The sequence below is a fragment of the Paenibacillus sp. VT-400 genome (genome assembly GCF_001029205.1).
GTDB classification, from domain to species: Bacteria; Bacillota; Bacilli; order Paenibacillales; family Paenibacillaceae; genus Paenibacillus; species Paenibacillus amylolyticus.
This window is the reverse complement of record NZ_LELF01000067.1, coordinates 1,844,638-1,860,044: the sequence shown is the minus strand read 5'-3', so window position 1 is coordinate 1,860,044 and position 15,407 is coordinate 1,844,638. Positions and strand designations below refer to the sequence as shown.

Below are 15,407 nucleotides of genomic sequence, written 5' to 3'. Positions count from 1 at the left end.
ACAAAAAGAGGTATTTGTCGAGACCCCCGTTGGGTCATCATGACAAATACCTCTTTTCATATATTCAAGATTATTCAAAACTCACTCTTCATCCTCCACGATTGCGGGATCACGCAAAAAGGTTTGCGGTAGTCCTGCTGTAATAAGTGCGTACTACGGAATCGCCCTTACATTCGAACTGATAGATTATAGATGTACTTAAATGTAAGAGAACAAACATATCTCAACTCAAAGGAGAATTTCATGAAATCTCATGTAGCAACATGTCCAACTCGACAACAACAACACAGCTACAAATCGAATCCTAATTGGAAACGTGCCGTAGCCAACATCCTCCTGGTGGCATCTCTGAGTTTCACCACAATAACCAGTGTATCGGCAGAGAGCAGTCTCCCTCTTCCTCAGGTAAGCCCTCAGGAAACTGAATCGTTCATCAATCAATTCTTCGCCCAACCTGAAGTGAAGTCTGCTCTGAAAGGTGCCGTAGTCACCGTTGTTCACGATCAACAGATCGTGTTGAATAAAGGATATGGTTATGCCAATGTGGAAAAACAAATCCCCGTCGACGCCGAATCCACTCTATTCCGTGTAGCCTCCATCTCCAAAACGCTGACAGCAACCGCTATTATGCAATTGACCGAGCAAGGTAAAGTAAAACTTAATCAGGATATCAGCGCATACACAGACGCTTTGCATCTGACCAACCATACCGGAACAGCGTTAACATTGGATCATCTGATGACCCACACCAGCGGGTTTGATTTCACAGATGTAGCAGCTACAGACAGAATACTGGAAAGTTCTTATCCGCTTCAGCAATTCATCCAAGACAACAAACCGTCCGTTGTTCGCAATCCAGGAGAAGTTTTCCGTTACGACAACTACGGTTATGCACTCTTGGGCTACATTGTTCAGAAACAGTCCAAACTTCCGTTTGAGACTTATGTACAACAGCATATATTCAACCCTCTTGATATGTCGGATAGCCATTTTACACTAAGCAAAGACACGCTGAGTAAACTCGCAACTCCTTATGGCGCTGAAGGGCAGGAGCTTCCGCAATATCCCAATATACCGGACAGCTCCCCTGAGGGCGGATTAATTACAACTGGACGGGACATGTCTCACTTTATGCTTGCGCAGCTCAATCAAGGTTCGTACCAGGGTGCACGTATACTAGAACCGTCATCCGTCCAAGCGATGCAAACGTTGGATGTCTCCATACACGCGGATATACCTGGCACAGGTTACGGATTCGAATCCACCTATTCGCAGTATAATCATGGACGTAAAGTCGTGAGTAAAGCAGGCGATCTTGATGGATTCCACTCCAATCTGTGGCTGTTACCTAACGAGAAGACTGGACTATTTATCGTCTCCAACAGTGATGGACCAGATGTGCGAGAAGCGCTTTTCCAAGCATTTATGGATCATTTTTATCCGAATAATGAGGTCCAAGATGTCAATTATAGCGTACCCGAGTCTTCACTCCATTCCTACGAGGGACTATATCGTGATATCCGCCTGCCTGCATGGTTGTATGATATTTCAGCAACAGAGAAAGGTCTTCAGGTTATAGATGCTTATGGCACTCACACCTTAACCCCCGTTAAGGACATGTTGTTCATGGATGAGGAAGGCAAGCTCGCTGGTTTCAAAAAAAACCAGTCAGGTGAAATCACATATTTCTATTACAACAAGTCAGATAGCTGGTCCGAGAAATTGCCAGAAGCCAGACCTTATGAAGATGTGCCAGAAGACCATCCCTATGCTCCTTACATCTATCGCTTAACCCAGATTGGCCTGTATCCACAGGATCAATCCCTATTTGAACCAGAGAAGCCTGTAAGTCGTGGGGAGTTTGTAGCACAGGTTGTGGGTATAAGCGGGATGTCCATTTCAGCTCAATCACCAAAATTTAAAGATACCCAATCAAGTCCCTATGCCCCCTACATTCAAACAGCCCTTGAACTGGGTATTGTGCAAGGTAATACCCGTGGATTGTTCCATCCTGACCAAGCCATAACAAGGCAAGAGGCCGCGGTGATCATATCGAGAACGGCACAACAACTCCTTGGTGCACCTGCGGTAGCTGCCGATCTCATCGGTTCACAGGATCGTTGGGCTGAAGAAGGTGTCCAGTTTGTGGTTGCTCTAGGTCTCTACGGTCCGGAAGTATCTGTATCCAGCACCGGTGCTGTGGATTATAGATCAAAGCAACCTATGCTCAGGCAGGAATCATCAGTTTTGATGTACAAAATGTTAGGCACTCTGCTACATTAACATAGAGTGATGCTCGGCAAGCCATGTCATTGCTACATGGCTTGTTTTTCCACTTCATTTTACCAATGATGCATTTTATAAGAACGGATGATTTTACCATGCGACTAAAACTCTCATTACATAGATTCATGAAAACTAAATTTAATCTCGTGTGGTTTGTAACGATGTTGTGCTTTATACTGACAGCCACGTATATCCATATCTCTTCATTTATGAATCCTTATATCGGACTTTCGTTGACACCAAATGCCTCCAATTCTTGGGCAGTACATGATGTAAATCCGCAAGGTTTAGCTTATACATCCGGGATTAGATCAGGTGACACCGTTATCTCGCTGGAACCCAAAGGAGGAGTACGGTTACTCCATCAAAAAGGTGTATTCTTAGTGACTGAAGCCTACACCATCGGCGTTGAGAATTCTCACGGTCAGGCATCCGAACATACAATGAAGCCTGGACCACGTGAATGGTTCAACATCGGCTTCTCATCCATAGTAGAATTATTGCTATTGTTGACCGGAACCTATGCCTTGTTTAACCAACCCGGTTCACGAGTGATGCGCCTGTTCTACCTCCTTAACCTGTCCATGGCCATATGTATACTGACGATATACACATCCCAGTTGCCTTTATCTAATTATATTCTGGCCTTTTGTGCGGCATGGTTACCTTACTGTCTAACTGCTTTTTATGTGTCTTTTGTATTCCGTACCCGTCTGCATCGTTTCCGATGGTTATTAATCATCAGCAGATGTATTGCCGTTGCCTACTCTACCGGCCTTGCCTTTCTGTACATCAAGCAGTGGATGATGACCGATGTTCAGTTCAATCAAGGCATTACTACCGTCAGTACTCCTGTTGCACCGTCTGGTCCAACCAATCTGCTCAACTTTATTCTTTGTGCAACCCTTCTGATCTTAATCTGGATGACATGGGTTAATCGTAAAAGCTACAATCGCAAGGAGCAGAACCAGCTATTGCTCATGTTAACAGGAATTATTGTCAGCCTGATTCCCTTCATCATCTGTTTTGCTATTCCAACCCTGCTTCAAGGTGAACCGTTATTGCCTGTAGAGTATACATTAATTGGATTTCTGCCTTTATCATGGATGTTCACTTATGTACTTGTACAACGGAGTATGCTTGACCTCAAACTGGTTATGCCAAGATTGATAATTCATGGACTATATGCTTTAATCGTATTTTTACTGTTTCTGGCTGCTTCTCACCTGCATTCGTTAATTCATATCAGCTTACTGTTTGTCTCGTTTTTGCTAATCACTTGGGTGTATCAGTACACGCTCACACGCTCACGCAAGAAAAACAAACTTAACAAAGACTGGTTGGAACACCAGCAACTGCGGTTGACTGTGCGAATGGCTGAGCAGCAAAACATGCGGGACATGATTCACGTGTTTGCCGAGATGTTCCACAAGATGCTGGATATTGAAGGTGTAATTGTCATATGGATTGATGATAAGCACAGATATTCTCAGGAAGGTACAGGGATTTTTACTTCCATTCAGAATATAGATAACCAGGCGTTGGATATTAAAGTTTTACGACAAAAATATGATTTGGCACAGGTTTGGGAGCTGTCAGGTGAACCCACTACGGAGACGATAGGATTTTTGGGCATTGGTCACAAAGAAAATCGCACCCTTTTTTCAGCAGAGGAACAGGATATCATTGATAAAGGCAGGCTGGAGTCAATTCGAATGCTCGTCAATGGCAGACTCTTATCCGATCTGCAGAAGCGATATGAATACCGTGTAGACCAGACAGCTCTTCATGAACACCAGATACGCCGTCATCGGCAGTTCAATGATATTATGATGGAAGCCCAACAGGCAGAGCGTATGAAAACCTCTTATTTCCTTCATGATCAACTGCTTCAAAACCTGATTTTCCTGTCTCGTGATTTGGAGGAATTACACGATACCGGAGAGACGCATAAGGATCAAACGGCTGTTTGGCTGGAGTGCCTGTATGCTTCCCAGAGAGATATACGTCAATTGTGCGATGATCTCTACCCTCATATTATGGATCGAAGTGATCTTGAGGAAGCGTTGCAATGGCTCATCCGTACAATCCAAATACAAAGTGGCATCAGAATGGAACTAAACTACAACGCCCTCTCTGAAGAGTTGAAGCACGAACCTCTGAAGTCCACCGTCTTTCGGACGGTCCGCGAACTCATTATGAATGTGATGAAGCACGCACAGGCGTCGTTCTGCTCCATTCAGGTACATACAAGGGATACTGACTTGATTCTCCAAGTAGAGGATGACGGCTTGGGGTTCAATGTTCATACCACATTTGATACTGCAACAGGGCACTTCGGTTTGATATCCATACAGAGCAGCATTCAACATCTCGGTGGAGAATTCACCATACATTCCAGCCTTGGCAAAGGAACCTCAATCAACATCCGTTTGCCTTTAACCAAAGGAGCAACTGAACAATGAACGAGCCAATCACAGTCGTACTGCTTGATGATCATCCTCTGGTCATGGAAGGTCTCAACAACCGTTTGAATCGTGAACCAGACATACAGGTAGTGAAGACATTCAGCGACCCATTGCTTTTTTTATCCGAAGTAGCGGCGCTGCGGCCAGATGTTGTTGTGATGGATATCCGCATGCCCCGGCTCGACGGATTCGAGGTTGTGAGAAGATTGAAAGATCAATACGGGTTATCCGTTAAAATCATACTGCTATCCGGATACAACTATCATGAATTCCAGTTAAAAGCTTATGATCTGGGCGTCCATGCCTACTTGTCGAAACAAGCAACGTATGGACAGATTATCAACGCCATTCACCAAAGTATGTTGGGACATGTTCTTATTCCAGAGACCATGTTATCCCCTAATCTGGAGGAATCACTCACAGCAACTGAACGGGAAGTGCTTAACCGCATTGCACTGGAGATGACCAACAAGGAGATTGCACAGGATCTGGCGATCAGTCAACGTACAGTGGAGTATCATATAACTTCTATTACACAGAAATTTGGTGTTAAGTCCAGAATTGGTGCTGTAGTCAAAGGCTATCAGGCAGGGATTCTCGGTGACGTAACACTCCCTGAGAAACGGTAAAAACATGTACCCGTTTAAAAGAACAACAAAAGAGCGGTAGAACACCCTCTAACGCAACCTGAGGTTTGTTCTGAACCGCTCTATTTGTTGATTTACTTTACTATGAGGTTTTCCTATAAGGAGCATTCATGCTTGATACATCTGCTCCTTTACCCGCGCTGACGTTCAGCAATGCGAGACGTAATCAAATCGTGACTTTCATCAATCTCTTCCGGTGTACACGCGGCTTTTAACTCATATACTTTCACTGGCGAACGATCAATGATATCCAAAAATGAATCAAAAAAGGTCATGTCTTTACTATGGATGTATGGACACCAATGATCTGATAACCCTACGGTTTCATGAATATGCACGCCAACCACGTGATCAATCAACGCGTTAGCCTCACGTACATTATCGTACAGCCCCATTCGATCCATCATCATGCCGTGACCAATATCGTACCAAAGACCAAGCGGTGCGCCCTTCATTTGTCCAATAATCGTTCCCGCTTCGTTCAAAGTCGGCATCTGATAACAGCGTGAACGGGTCTCAATACCGAAATTCACCCCGTATCCCCGCTGCTCCGACAAGTTACATACCTCTTCCAGACTCTCCTGAATAAGGCTCAGGTAATGTGCGCTGCCATCTTCCCGCTTCTCCAGCATCTCTTGCCATAAAGATTGATATGCCGGTGAATCCGGTCCTTGATCGTGGTATATCTTTTTCAATACTTCATCTATATTGTATTCAAACGGAACCTCACCGGGATGTACAACAACAGCCTTGGCCCCATAACGATGTGCGTACTCGGCTGAGCGAAGTAACAGCTCAATCGCCCGTTTGCGGCGCGGTTCATCATTGAACCCAAGCAGGACGGAATCCGTCCCGTAATCCGGATCAGCCACAAGTGGAAATGTATTATGCACACTGGATACACCGATCTCGCCCTGTTCAATCATCGGTTCTATCGTCTGCAGCATCTCTTCCGTTACGTTATAATTCAGTTCAACTTGTTTGAATCCAAGGGACTTGATCTCCTCGATCATGCCTTGTCCGGTCGTATGACGTTTGATATTCCAACATGTTGAGAATGAATATTCCTGTTTGTCCGTATACATCATTGGTTCCTCCTGTCTCTCATTCTATCGCCCATTCATATTCCATTTATCTCTATCTATATAAGTTGAACCAATAAAATTTACACTAGATCACTCCAATTGCAGTACCATCTTCCGATGCAGCTTTCTTGCAGAAAGCTTTCAGGCGAACGCTCCGCTTCTTCAGATCGGTTCTGCACTCTTCGTTCTCGTGTAAATGTTCAGTTCATCTTATATACCTATTCATCCCTCTAACCGTTGTCTTCACGGAGGGTCAATTCAAATCTCATCCTGTTTGCAGTCTTTCCAGGCACATAACGATAGATGATCTCCGCATGATTCACGTACATTAACACGGATGGTTCAGGTGCTTCAGCCTTCACGGTACACGTAAGTCCAGGGAACTGCCATAACACTGGTGTAATATCCTGCTGACGAAGGAATGGCCCTCTGATTTCAAAATAAACATCGATCTCTTCCGCCGTATCCAGCTCCACATCAATGGTTAACGAATCTGGCGTGAGGTCCGCATCAAACGTTATTCCGCGCAGATGGCTGTTCCAGCCCTCACCTACCTCACGACGGATCAAGCGTAGATAATAACGTTCACCCGTCTCTGTCTGCCAGTGGATCGTGGCTGGATGCATCTGGCCATTGGTATTCACACTTCCCGACATGGCCCCGATCATCCGATCTTCACCGATCCAAGCTTTGGCTGTACACAAATTCCGATTGGACGTTGGATCATTGCGCTCACACAGTTCCATGAACCGTTTCTGCACAAGCCGATCTTCTTGATGAGCCTTGAAATACGGCACGGCTTCAGCGGGCACATCCACCCCAAGGAGCGCAATCAGTGGATCATGGCCTGACTCACAGTTGATTCCTGCCAGATATTCATACCCTTCTCCAAGCAAGAGATAGATAAATACACCGATCGAACTATGCTCTCGCATTTCCATGTCGTACGCCCGAGAGAATGGGCCGGAGAGATTCTCCAGATTGGCATTGTAATATAGCGCAATATTATTCCACAGCCCATGTTCAATCCGGTGTCCAATTTCGATCAAACGTTCCGTGAGTCCATACTTTCGATACATGCCAAGCACGGACAGATCCACCCCGTAATACGTTGTCGTATTGAACTCCGCGAATGTACCGTTGTATTGTTCAAACTCCTTCACCAACCCCTCCGCCTGTTCATCCGAATGCTGAATCCAATCTGTTCGGTTCAAGCGATGGCCGTAGTAGTGGGTGATGAAAATGTGCATCAACTCAATATTCGTGTTCATGGGGATTACATCGGATAACCTGCGTTCTATTGACCCTTGCACAGCCAACTCCATCGCATGGTCCATCCGTTTCATGAGTGTCTCCGGCATAAGTTCGGCGAATTCGGCAGTCACAACCACACAGACACAAGCGATAAACTCGCGCCAGTTGGGATCATAGCTGATCCAGACCGGTGGCAGAACCTGATTCACTGCCGAATAAAAAAGGTGTTTCAGTTGTTTGGGGTCTGCTGCCTCTGTTAGCAGAGAACCCTCTTCCTGTAGTTTATGGATAAACTGCGCAGACACCTTCTCAAAGGTGCGTTCCAGGAAATAGGCCGTGCCTGGCGCAAAAGATTTCCAAGCATAGTGACCCGCTGGTGGATGCACATCAGTTGGTCGGGTCGCGAAGGTTCCGTGATAGATCTCATCCGGAGCGTCATATTGAACATCGAGCACCTTGTGGAACACTCGTATCGCGCGTTTCACATCACCAGGCTCATTTCGAATTAACAATCCGAGCGCATAATGTGCACTGGCTCGTGTGCTGTGCTGCGATGAATCCTCTTCTTCGAAACTCCGAATCAGATCCACTTTCTCGTCATAAAAGCTATCCATCATCAACATGGACTGATTTACAAGATACTGTTGCTCTTTCGACATCTTCTCTACCCTTCGTTGTGTCATGTCATGGACCTCCCGAGACTATAGGTGCGTGTTCAAAAAGATCAGTTTTCAGTACCAAGAAGATGGAATTAAGCTAGAAATGGAGTAGCGGAGCGTAGGACAACTACGTGAGCAACGGACATTTCGGCTGAATTTCATATTCGATGCTGATGATGCCACTAGGCATCATTCGTAATCAAAAGTGAACTTTTTGAACAACCTCTATTAACCTTTTACAGCACCTACCATTACGCCACTGATAAAGTACCGCTGCAACCACGGATACACAAGCAGGATCGGTAACGTGGAGAATATAACGCTGGCTGCTTTCAGACTCTCAGGCAGGACTTGAACAGCACCAATACCTTCGTTCTGCATCAGTTCTGTAATCTGGTTTTGCTGAATCATCTGATACAATTTCAATTGCAAAGGGTATAGCTCAGGTTTGGTAATATACATGAGTGCATCCTGGAAACCATTCCACCGTCCTACCGCGTAGAATAGGCTTAGTGTTGCCATAACCGGAAGGGATAGTGGCAAAATAATGCGCATAAGTGTTCCAAAGTGGCTGCTTCCATCAATGCCTGCTGCTTCTTCCAGACTTTCGGGAATCCCTCTGAAGAAGGTAATGAGGATAATCATATAAAACGGACTAATCAATCCAGGCAGAATAAGTCCCCATGTGCTATCAAGTAGATGTAGATTTTTGATCAGAATGTACTCGGGGATAATGCCGCCACTGAAAAACATCGTCACCACAATGACAAGCATGAACCACTTGCGCCCTTTCAGATTGCTCTTCGCCAGTGGATAAGCTGCTGCAATGGTCATCACCATGCTTAGCACCGTACTCAGGACGGTCAGCCAAATGGTATAGATGAGGGAACGAATCATTGATCCATCTGCAAATACTTTGGTATACGCCTCAAAGGATAACTCTTTGGGGAAAAAGGAAACTTCTCCTGAACCGATCGCCCGGTTTGAGCTGAGCGAGATCGCAATAATATGAATGAATGGTGCAAGACACAGCACCATCGTAATGACAATAAGAATGACGTTTACCGTGTTGAATATTCGATTCGCCGTGTTTTCAGACATCCCACTCACTCCTTACAGATCATATGTGAATCAATCCACTACATAATGCTCTCATCGGTTAATTTCTTGGACGTATAATTTGCTCCGAGTATGAAGACAAGTCCAACTAATGCCTGGAACAAACCTACAGCTGTTGCGAGCGTAACTTGACCAGACTGTAAACCGACACGATAGACAAATGTGCTGAGCACATCCGAGTATTCACGTACAGCCACGTTACCGATTATAAAAGGTCGGTCGAAGCCGATAGAGATCATGTTGCCGACATTGATGATCAATAAGGTAACAATCGTTGTTTTGATGCCTGGCAAGGAGATGTGCCAGATTCTGCGTAGCCGACTTGCTCCATCCACTTCTGCGGCTTCGTAGAGTTCCCGGTTGATGCCCGTGAGAGATGCCAGATACAGAATCGTACCCCAGCCTGCACTCTGCCACACGCCTACCGCAAGATACGTGAAGAGCCAATAGTTTTTGTCTGAAAGGAAAGGTAATGGATCAAATCCCATGCTCATCAAGATATTGTTAATAAAACCGGATTGTGTACCGAATACCTGAAGTACGATCCCTCCAATAATGACCCACGAAATAAAGTGAGGAATGTACAGTAAAGTCTGTGCCAACTTTTTGAACCAGGCCTTCTTCAGCTCGAACAATAAGATGGCTAATATAAGTGGTGCCGGGAAGGAGACCAGTAGATCCAGCATGTTAAGCACTAACGTGTTGCGTAATGCCGTGTAGAATCCCTGATTATGAAACACTTCTCTGAATGCATCCAAGCCAATCCACTCACTACCGGCGATCCCTTGAAAGAAGTTAAAGTCCTTGAACGCAATCTGCACGCCATACATTGGCCCATACTTGAAAATAATGAAGTAGATCATGGGCAGTAGGAGCAACGCATATAGTTGCCAGTTTCTGCGGAAATAGATGCTTGTTTTCATATACCTTCCCCCCATGTCATTCAGGATTTTTCATCAAGGCGATGTTGCCATCGCCCTAATGAAATCCCTGTTCTTTGTTGTCATACACATTAGATGTGATCTCTACTCTACTTATTTCATCGCTTTGTAAGCTTCTGTACGTTCATCCAGGATTGCTTGACCACCGCTCGCCATGTAGTCCTTCATCATGCTGTCATACGTGGCTTCAAAATCAGCAGGTTTGGAAATGGTTGTTTTCACGAAAAACTCCATAAACTTGTCTTTCAAGCCGTTACCGTAGCGTGCTTCCGCCTCAATCGGTTTGGAGAAACGTACCGGTTGAATGGTGTCCGTGTTAGAGATCGCTACCGACTTGCGCATATCATCCCGATATTTCGACTCTACCTGAACGACATAGGCCTCTTCATTTTTCTTGTCATCCCCAACGTATTTACCGTTCACGATAATGGCAATGTCACCGGAATTATAGATACGGCCTGCAATTTCAGGAGAAGCATCATCTTTGATCAGTGGTACCCCATCCACAAGTTCATAGTTCTCGTTTTCAACACCGAATTGCAGGTCGAACAGGTTGTTGCCCGAAGCCATCCAATCCAGATACTTCATCGCGGCTTCCGCATTTTTGCTCGATTTCGGGATCATGACATACATCGCATTGGGTGCATATGCCGGTTTGGCGAATTTGCCTTCGGAGTTTTTGAATGCATCAATCGGTGTCATCACTGCACCCGGTTGATTGGTTTGCAGGTTTTTGTACGTACCGGAGATATAAATCTCCCCTGCATCCTCGGTGTAGAATCCAACTTTGCCGTTAGATACATCTTCCCACAGCTTTTTCTTGTCTTTGTCGAGTCCAAAGTCCTTGCTCATTAATCCTTCATTATAAAGTGTGTTCATATATTTCAGGGCGTCCTTGAAACCAGGCAACAACGTTGGATAGTCATTGGAACCCAGTTGTTGCGTTAATGTATATTTCTGTTCTTCCGTCAGCGGTTCAATGAATGACCAGATCAGTGGTTCATATTGAGCCGAGGCAATGGACATCCCCATCGGAATAAGTCCTGTACCGACTTTACCCGGATCTTTTTCCTTAAAGGCCTTCAGTGTTGTATGCAGCTCCTCAGCTGTCTCAGGTGATGGCAATCCGAGTGCATCCAGCCAGTCCTGACGAACATAGGATGCATACTTCCCAAGTACAAGACGTTTACCTGGAACCGCGAACTGTTGTCCATCGTATTGACCGTAGGCCAGAGTTTCATCTCCCAGGAACTTCTTCAGGTTAGGACCACTTTGATTGATCAGATCCGTAAGTTCGGTCAGACCTCCTTGCTCTGCATACCGGTTGAATGTTCCCGAATCGTAGGTAAAGACGATATCAGGTACTTCAGAGCCACTCGCCATCAGAACGTTAAGTTTCTGTACTTCCTCCGAGCGCGGTACCGGAACAAACTGAACATCGATGTTGTTTGGATCACCAAACTTCTCTTGAATGAAGCGAGTCAGATAACTGTCCGAAATGGTGTAGCCCGCCGGAGTGTTTCCCCGATCGAAGATTTCTACTTTCAAAGTCGTTTTTTCCCCCGAACCCGACTCTCCAGATGAAGATGTTGATTCGCTTCCTGATGAACATGCAGATAATAATAGAGTGAATGCTGTTACCACTGCGAGGATTGAACTTGCCTTGCCTGCCTTACGTCTTTGAAATAATCTCATTTGACCTTTCCCCTTTCGCACACTCTCTGAATGGATTCACATGATTGCCACTCCACTTTGTTCATCCCATTTTGTTGCACCTGTGAATGTCACTAATCATTACATACGATCTGATATTTAGACAATAAACTATTTTCAAAATGTGAAATTCACGTTTTTTACGTTAAACACCGCGATATATAAACATATTTCCTGACAATATACAATTTTCACGCCAGTAATGTTAACTATAATAACAAATTATGTTGCATTAAGATCGATTTCTCATACCTAATCTGGCATCACCCATCTTGCAATAATCTTTTTTCCATTAAATCTCTCTTCAAAAAATGAAAAAGAGACCACATCTTATGTGATCTCCTTGTTTAGCAAAACGTGTAGAACGATTCCACGACTAATTCCTCGGCGGAAGATTAAACTTCATTTGACCAAACAACGTATCGATGGCATTTCCCGCAAATTGATCGATGACATGCTCGTTGGTCGTGTCCGTATGTTCCAAAATCAACACATTATACTTCTCATCATAATGCATTCCGCCCAAAATAAATCGTACTGGAATGTTCTGAGCTGCCCCTGCCTTCGAAATGGCCTGAATAAGTTCGGATTCATGCCTTTGTTGACTTGTCGTGTAGGTACCAACAGGTATAGTTATCGTATATGACGAGTCATCTACATGAAATGTAAATGTGTTGTTGCTTGCTGTAATGGTAACCCGCCTATTGATATCTACCGATCCCCACACTTGCTGTCCGTATGTATACATCATCTTCAACTCCTTCCCTATGAATTAATGGATTGTCATAATGCTAGTATAGGTCATTCGTAAAATTCCTTAACGCACCAGCTTAATGGGCCTAAGATGTTGTATTAAAAATCAAAAAATCTCCTGTAAAAGGACGATAAGGCACGAACCTTATCCCCTCATACAAGAGATTTCATGAAATATCTCTATGAATATTGCTTTTCACCCGATACTCGGATGTTCTAACACGTGCAATTCCGTTATTGATCCCCTTGTTTTCCACTCTGCTTGCGGTAGTCTCCTGGTGTCACGCCCATAATCCGTTTAAATACTCTGCCGAAAGAGATGGCATTGGCATAACCCACTTGCAGAGCAATATCCTGAACAGCCATATCGGATGCAGACAACAGACGACAGGCCTTTTCGACCCTCAGTTTCACCAGAAAATCAACAAACTTCATCTCAAACTCTTCCTTGAACAGATAACTCGCATATTTGCCCGAGATCTGGAACCGATCACTCAGATGTTTCAGCGACAGATCCGGATCATCAAAATGCTCTTCAATATAGATCCGCAGCTCGTTGATCATCGCGCGATGACTTTTCGTTTCATTTACAGATACATAATTGCGATAAACCTCTTTAAGCCACTCCTGCAAAATCTCTTGAATCCCCTCGAGTGTCTCCACCTGCTGGATATCACTGCGAAGACGAGTCAGGATTTCCTCGGCAAATTGGCTTTGCAGCCGCTCAGACAGCTCCCCGAATTCACGGGACAACATCTGGATTAACGCCTGCAGCAACATGCGAATATCGTTATCTGTAATCTGATCTTCATTAAACGCAACAAACATCTGATCCAGCTGCGTTCGCCAACCATCGCCGGTTAGTCTGAATTCACGGACAAAGTCTGCGAGCATCTGCAAATACTTGTACGATTGCAGCTCAATACGATCCGGCAGTTGCTCACTGAGAACGATCGCATCTTTACCTAGGGTAAGTCTATGCTGCAAACCCGCATCTGCACTCGCATAGGAACGAGTAATCTCCTCCCAGCCCGGTACGGTTCGTCCAATCCCGAACGTAAACCGTAGGCGGAAGTTTTCCGCAATCCACATATGCATCTGCTTAGCCAGATCCATAAGTAATTCACGGTCCAGTCCTTCCTGCTCATCCGATGCAATCACTACAATAAGCCTGCGGTTCCCAAACCATTCAGCCCAACCGCCGAACTGGGTCTCATTCTGCACAAGTTCTTCCACTACGTTCATAAGCGCAATCTTCAGAATATTCTGATTGGTCGAGAGATCGTCACCATTCATCTCCGCAATGAGGACAGCAACACTCTTCGGTTCCATGAATCGTTCCTCTAGCGGTTGCAGATGGCGAAGTCGCTGACGGAACGAATCCATCCGCTCTCCTTCCATCAGATCAACAAGCAACTGTCTGCGATGAATCAGCAAGTTTTCATGATGTTGTTTCTCATAGTCAACCGTTTGAGCAATCAGATGTTCCAGCGCACGGTCGATGAGTGCCAGTTCATCTTTGACGGATGGAGTTGCTTCATTCTCCTCGGCACGTGGCTGTAACGCCTGAATTCGATTCATGATCAGCTGGATGGGGCGTGTATTTCTGCGAGTAATGTAGATTAGTCCCGCCACCGCACCAACAATCGTTAATAAACCAATACCGATCCACACATAAGAAACAAGGGATACCCATGAATACAGCTGTCCGGATTGAATACCACTCTCGAAGACCAGACCAAGCTTGTCCGCAGTCACACGATTAAGGATTTCACCTGCTGAAGGGTCCATTTGATGCGCGGTATAGATCAGATTGTCGCTTTTATCCCGAACCTGAAGAACAGATAACTTTTCATTGGTCATGTTATCAATCTGCCGTTCCACTGCATACATGCGGATGGTAATGACGAGCAGTCCTTCCCCGCCCCACGGTAACGGAAGCCACTTATTCATGCTAATCACCTGTGAAGGTACGTCGAAGGAACGTTCCTTATAATCACGTGGTAGATTCCAACCGAGGTTATCCCGATCTTTCAAGGCTTGCTCAATATAGGCACGATCTTCGAAATCTTCCAAACGCATCATGCCTCTGGGCGTAAGAATCTGGGAATCGGACATGCGATAGAGATAAATGGATTGAATCATATCCTGCTGATCCAGCATACGTCCCAGCCCACTTGCCGCATCATAGATGAACTGACTCGATAATTGTCCCTGTCCAGCTTCCAGAAAGCGACTATATGTTTTGTTTGCACCAATGTCTTCAAGCAACCGAAGTTCAATGTCGCTTAGCGAGCGCTCCAGTGTATCCACGATATAGCGGGTGGAGATCATGTCGGCTTTTTGTGTTTCGTTACGTGAGAGTTCGTTGACAATCAGGAAGGAGAGAAAGATCAGAATGGAAATCGTAAGCAGAAAAATAGGAAAATACGAATACATCAACTTGGTGTGCCAATTCCGCTTCAGATTTACTTTCATAGGC

General features: G+C 45.1%; 10 protein-coding genes. 3 read left to right on the top strand and 7 right to left on the bottom strand.

All coding sequences use genetic code 11. From position 1 onward, the window contains the following. Window positions 1-243 precede the first annotated feature (243 nt). The 3 genes from EL84_RS19115 (at window position 244) to EL84_RS19105 (ending at window position 5,383) form a co-directional block, all read left to right on the top strand. Window positions 244-2,283, top strand: coding sequence for a serine hydrolase (locus EL84_RS19115; protein ID WP_053061536.1), 2,040 nt, complete (start codon window positions 244-246; stop codon window positions 2,281-2,283). A 164-nt stretch (window positions 2,284-2,447) separates the two neighbouring features. Beyond that, the gene (locus EL84_RS19110) at window positions 2,448-4,751 is read left to right on the top strand and encodes a sensor histidine kinase (protein ID WP_047842696.1); all 2,304 of its coding nucleotides are present in this window, start codon (window positions 2,448-2,450) and stop codon (window positions 4,749-4,751) included. After that, window positions 4,748-5,383: a response regulator gene (locus EL84_RS19105; RefSeq protein ID WP_053061535.1), complete on the top strand. Its 636-nt coding sequence runs from the start codon at window positions 4,748-4,750 to the stop codon at window positions 5,381-5,383. Before EL84_RS19110 ends, EL84_RS19105 begins: the two co-directional genes overlap by 4 nt. Before the next feature lie 149 nt (window positions 5,384-5,532). Here EL84_RS19105 and EL84_RS19100 read toward each other — a convergent pair whose 3' ends face one another. From EL84_RS19100 to EL84_RS19070, 7 genes are all read right to left on the bottom strand, one after another. Then, a complete protein-coding gene (locus EL84_RS19100; RefSeq protein ID WP_047842695.1) occupies window positions 5,533-6,486 on the bottom strand; it encodes a sugar phosphate isomerase/epimerase family protein in 954 nt (317 codons plus the stop codon). A 230-nt stretch (window positions 6,487-6,716) separates the two neighbouring features. Further along, complete coding sequence (locus tag EL84_RS19095) at window positions 6,717-8,423, bottom strand: hypothetical protein (RefSeq protein WP_047842694.1); 1,707 nt, start codon at window positions 8,421-8,423, stop codon at window positions 6,717-6,719. Window positions 8,424-8,627: 204 nt separating this feature from the next. Continuing rightward, window positions 8,628-9,500, bottom strand: coding sequence for a carbohydrate ABC transporter permease (locus tag EL84_RS19090; protein ID WP_047842693.1), 873 nt, complete (start codon window positions 9,498-9,500; stop codon window positions 8,628-8,630). A 38-nt stretch (window positions 9,501-9,538) separates the two neighbouring features. Continuing rightward, window positions 9,539-10,441, bottom strand: coding sequence for an ABC transporter permease (locus EL84_RS19085; RefSeq protein WP_047842692.1), 903 nt, complete (start codon window positions 10,439-10,441; stop codon window positions 9,539-9,541). Between the two features lie 111 nt (window positions 10,442-10,552). Next, entirely contained in the window at window positions 10,553-12,154 is a 1,602-nt protein-coding gene (locus EL84_RS19080) for an extracellular solute-binding protein (protein WP_047842691.1), read from the bottom strand. 394 nt (window positions 12,155-12,548) lie between these two features. Beyond that, window positions 12,549-12,923, bottom strand: coding sequence for a hypothetical protein (locus EL84_RS19075; protein ID WP_161799437.1), 375 nt, complete (start codon window positions 12,921-12,923; stop codon window positions 12,549-12,551). Between the two features lie 236 nt (window positions 12,924-13,159). Continuing rightward, window positions 13,160-15,403: a helix-turn-helix domain-containing protein gene (locus tag EL84_RS19070; RefSeq protein ID WP_053061534.1), complete on the bottom strand. Its 2,244-nt coding sequence runs from the start codon at window positions 15,401-15,403 to the stop codon at window positions 13,160-13,162. Window positions 15,404-15,407 lie beyond the last annotated feature (4 nt).

Coding starts and splice junctions, on each gene's coding strand:
- EL84_RS19075 (WP_161799437.1), bottom strand. CDS start 12,923: ATGATGTATACATACGGACAGCAAGTGTGGGGATCGGTAGATATCAAT.
- EL84_RS19080 (WP_047842691.1), bottom strand. CDS start 12,154: ATGAGATTATTTCAAAGACGTAAGGCAGGCAAGGCAAGTTCAATCCTC.
- EL84_RS19100 (WP_047842695.1), bottom strand. CDS start 6,486: ATGTATACGGACAAACAGGAATATTCATTCTCAACATGTTGGAATATC.
- EL84_RS19085 (WP_047842692.1), bottom strand. CDS start 10,441: ATGAAAACAAGCATCTATTTCCGCAGAAACTGGCAACTATATGCGTTG.
- EL84_RS19115 (WP_053061536.1), top strand. CDS start 244: ATGAAATCTCATGTAGCAACATGTCCAACTCGACAACAACAACACAGC.
- EL84_RS19090 (WP_047842693.1), bottom strand. CDS start 9,500: ATGTCTGAAAACACGGCGAATCGAATATTCAACACGGTAAACGTCATT.
- EL84_RS19105 (WP_053061535.1), top strand. CDS start 4,748: ATGAACGAGCCAATCACAGTCGTACTGCTTGATGATCATCCTCTGGTC.
- EL84_RS19110 (WP_047842696.1), top strand. CDS start 2,448: ATGTTGTGCTTTATACTGACAGCCACGTATATCCATATCTCTTCATTT.
- EL84_RS19070 (WP_053061534.1), bottom strand. CDS start 15,403: ATGAAAGTAAATCTGAAGCGGAATTGGCACACCAAGTTGATGTATTCG.
- EL84_RS19095 (WP_047842694.1), bottom strand. CDS start 8,423: ATGACACAACGAAGGGTAGAGAAGATGTCGAAAGAGCAACAGTATCTT.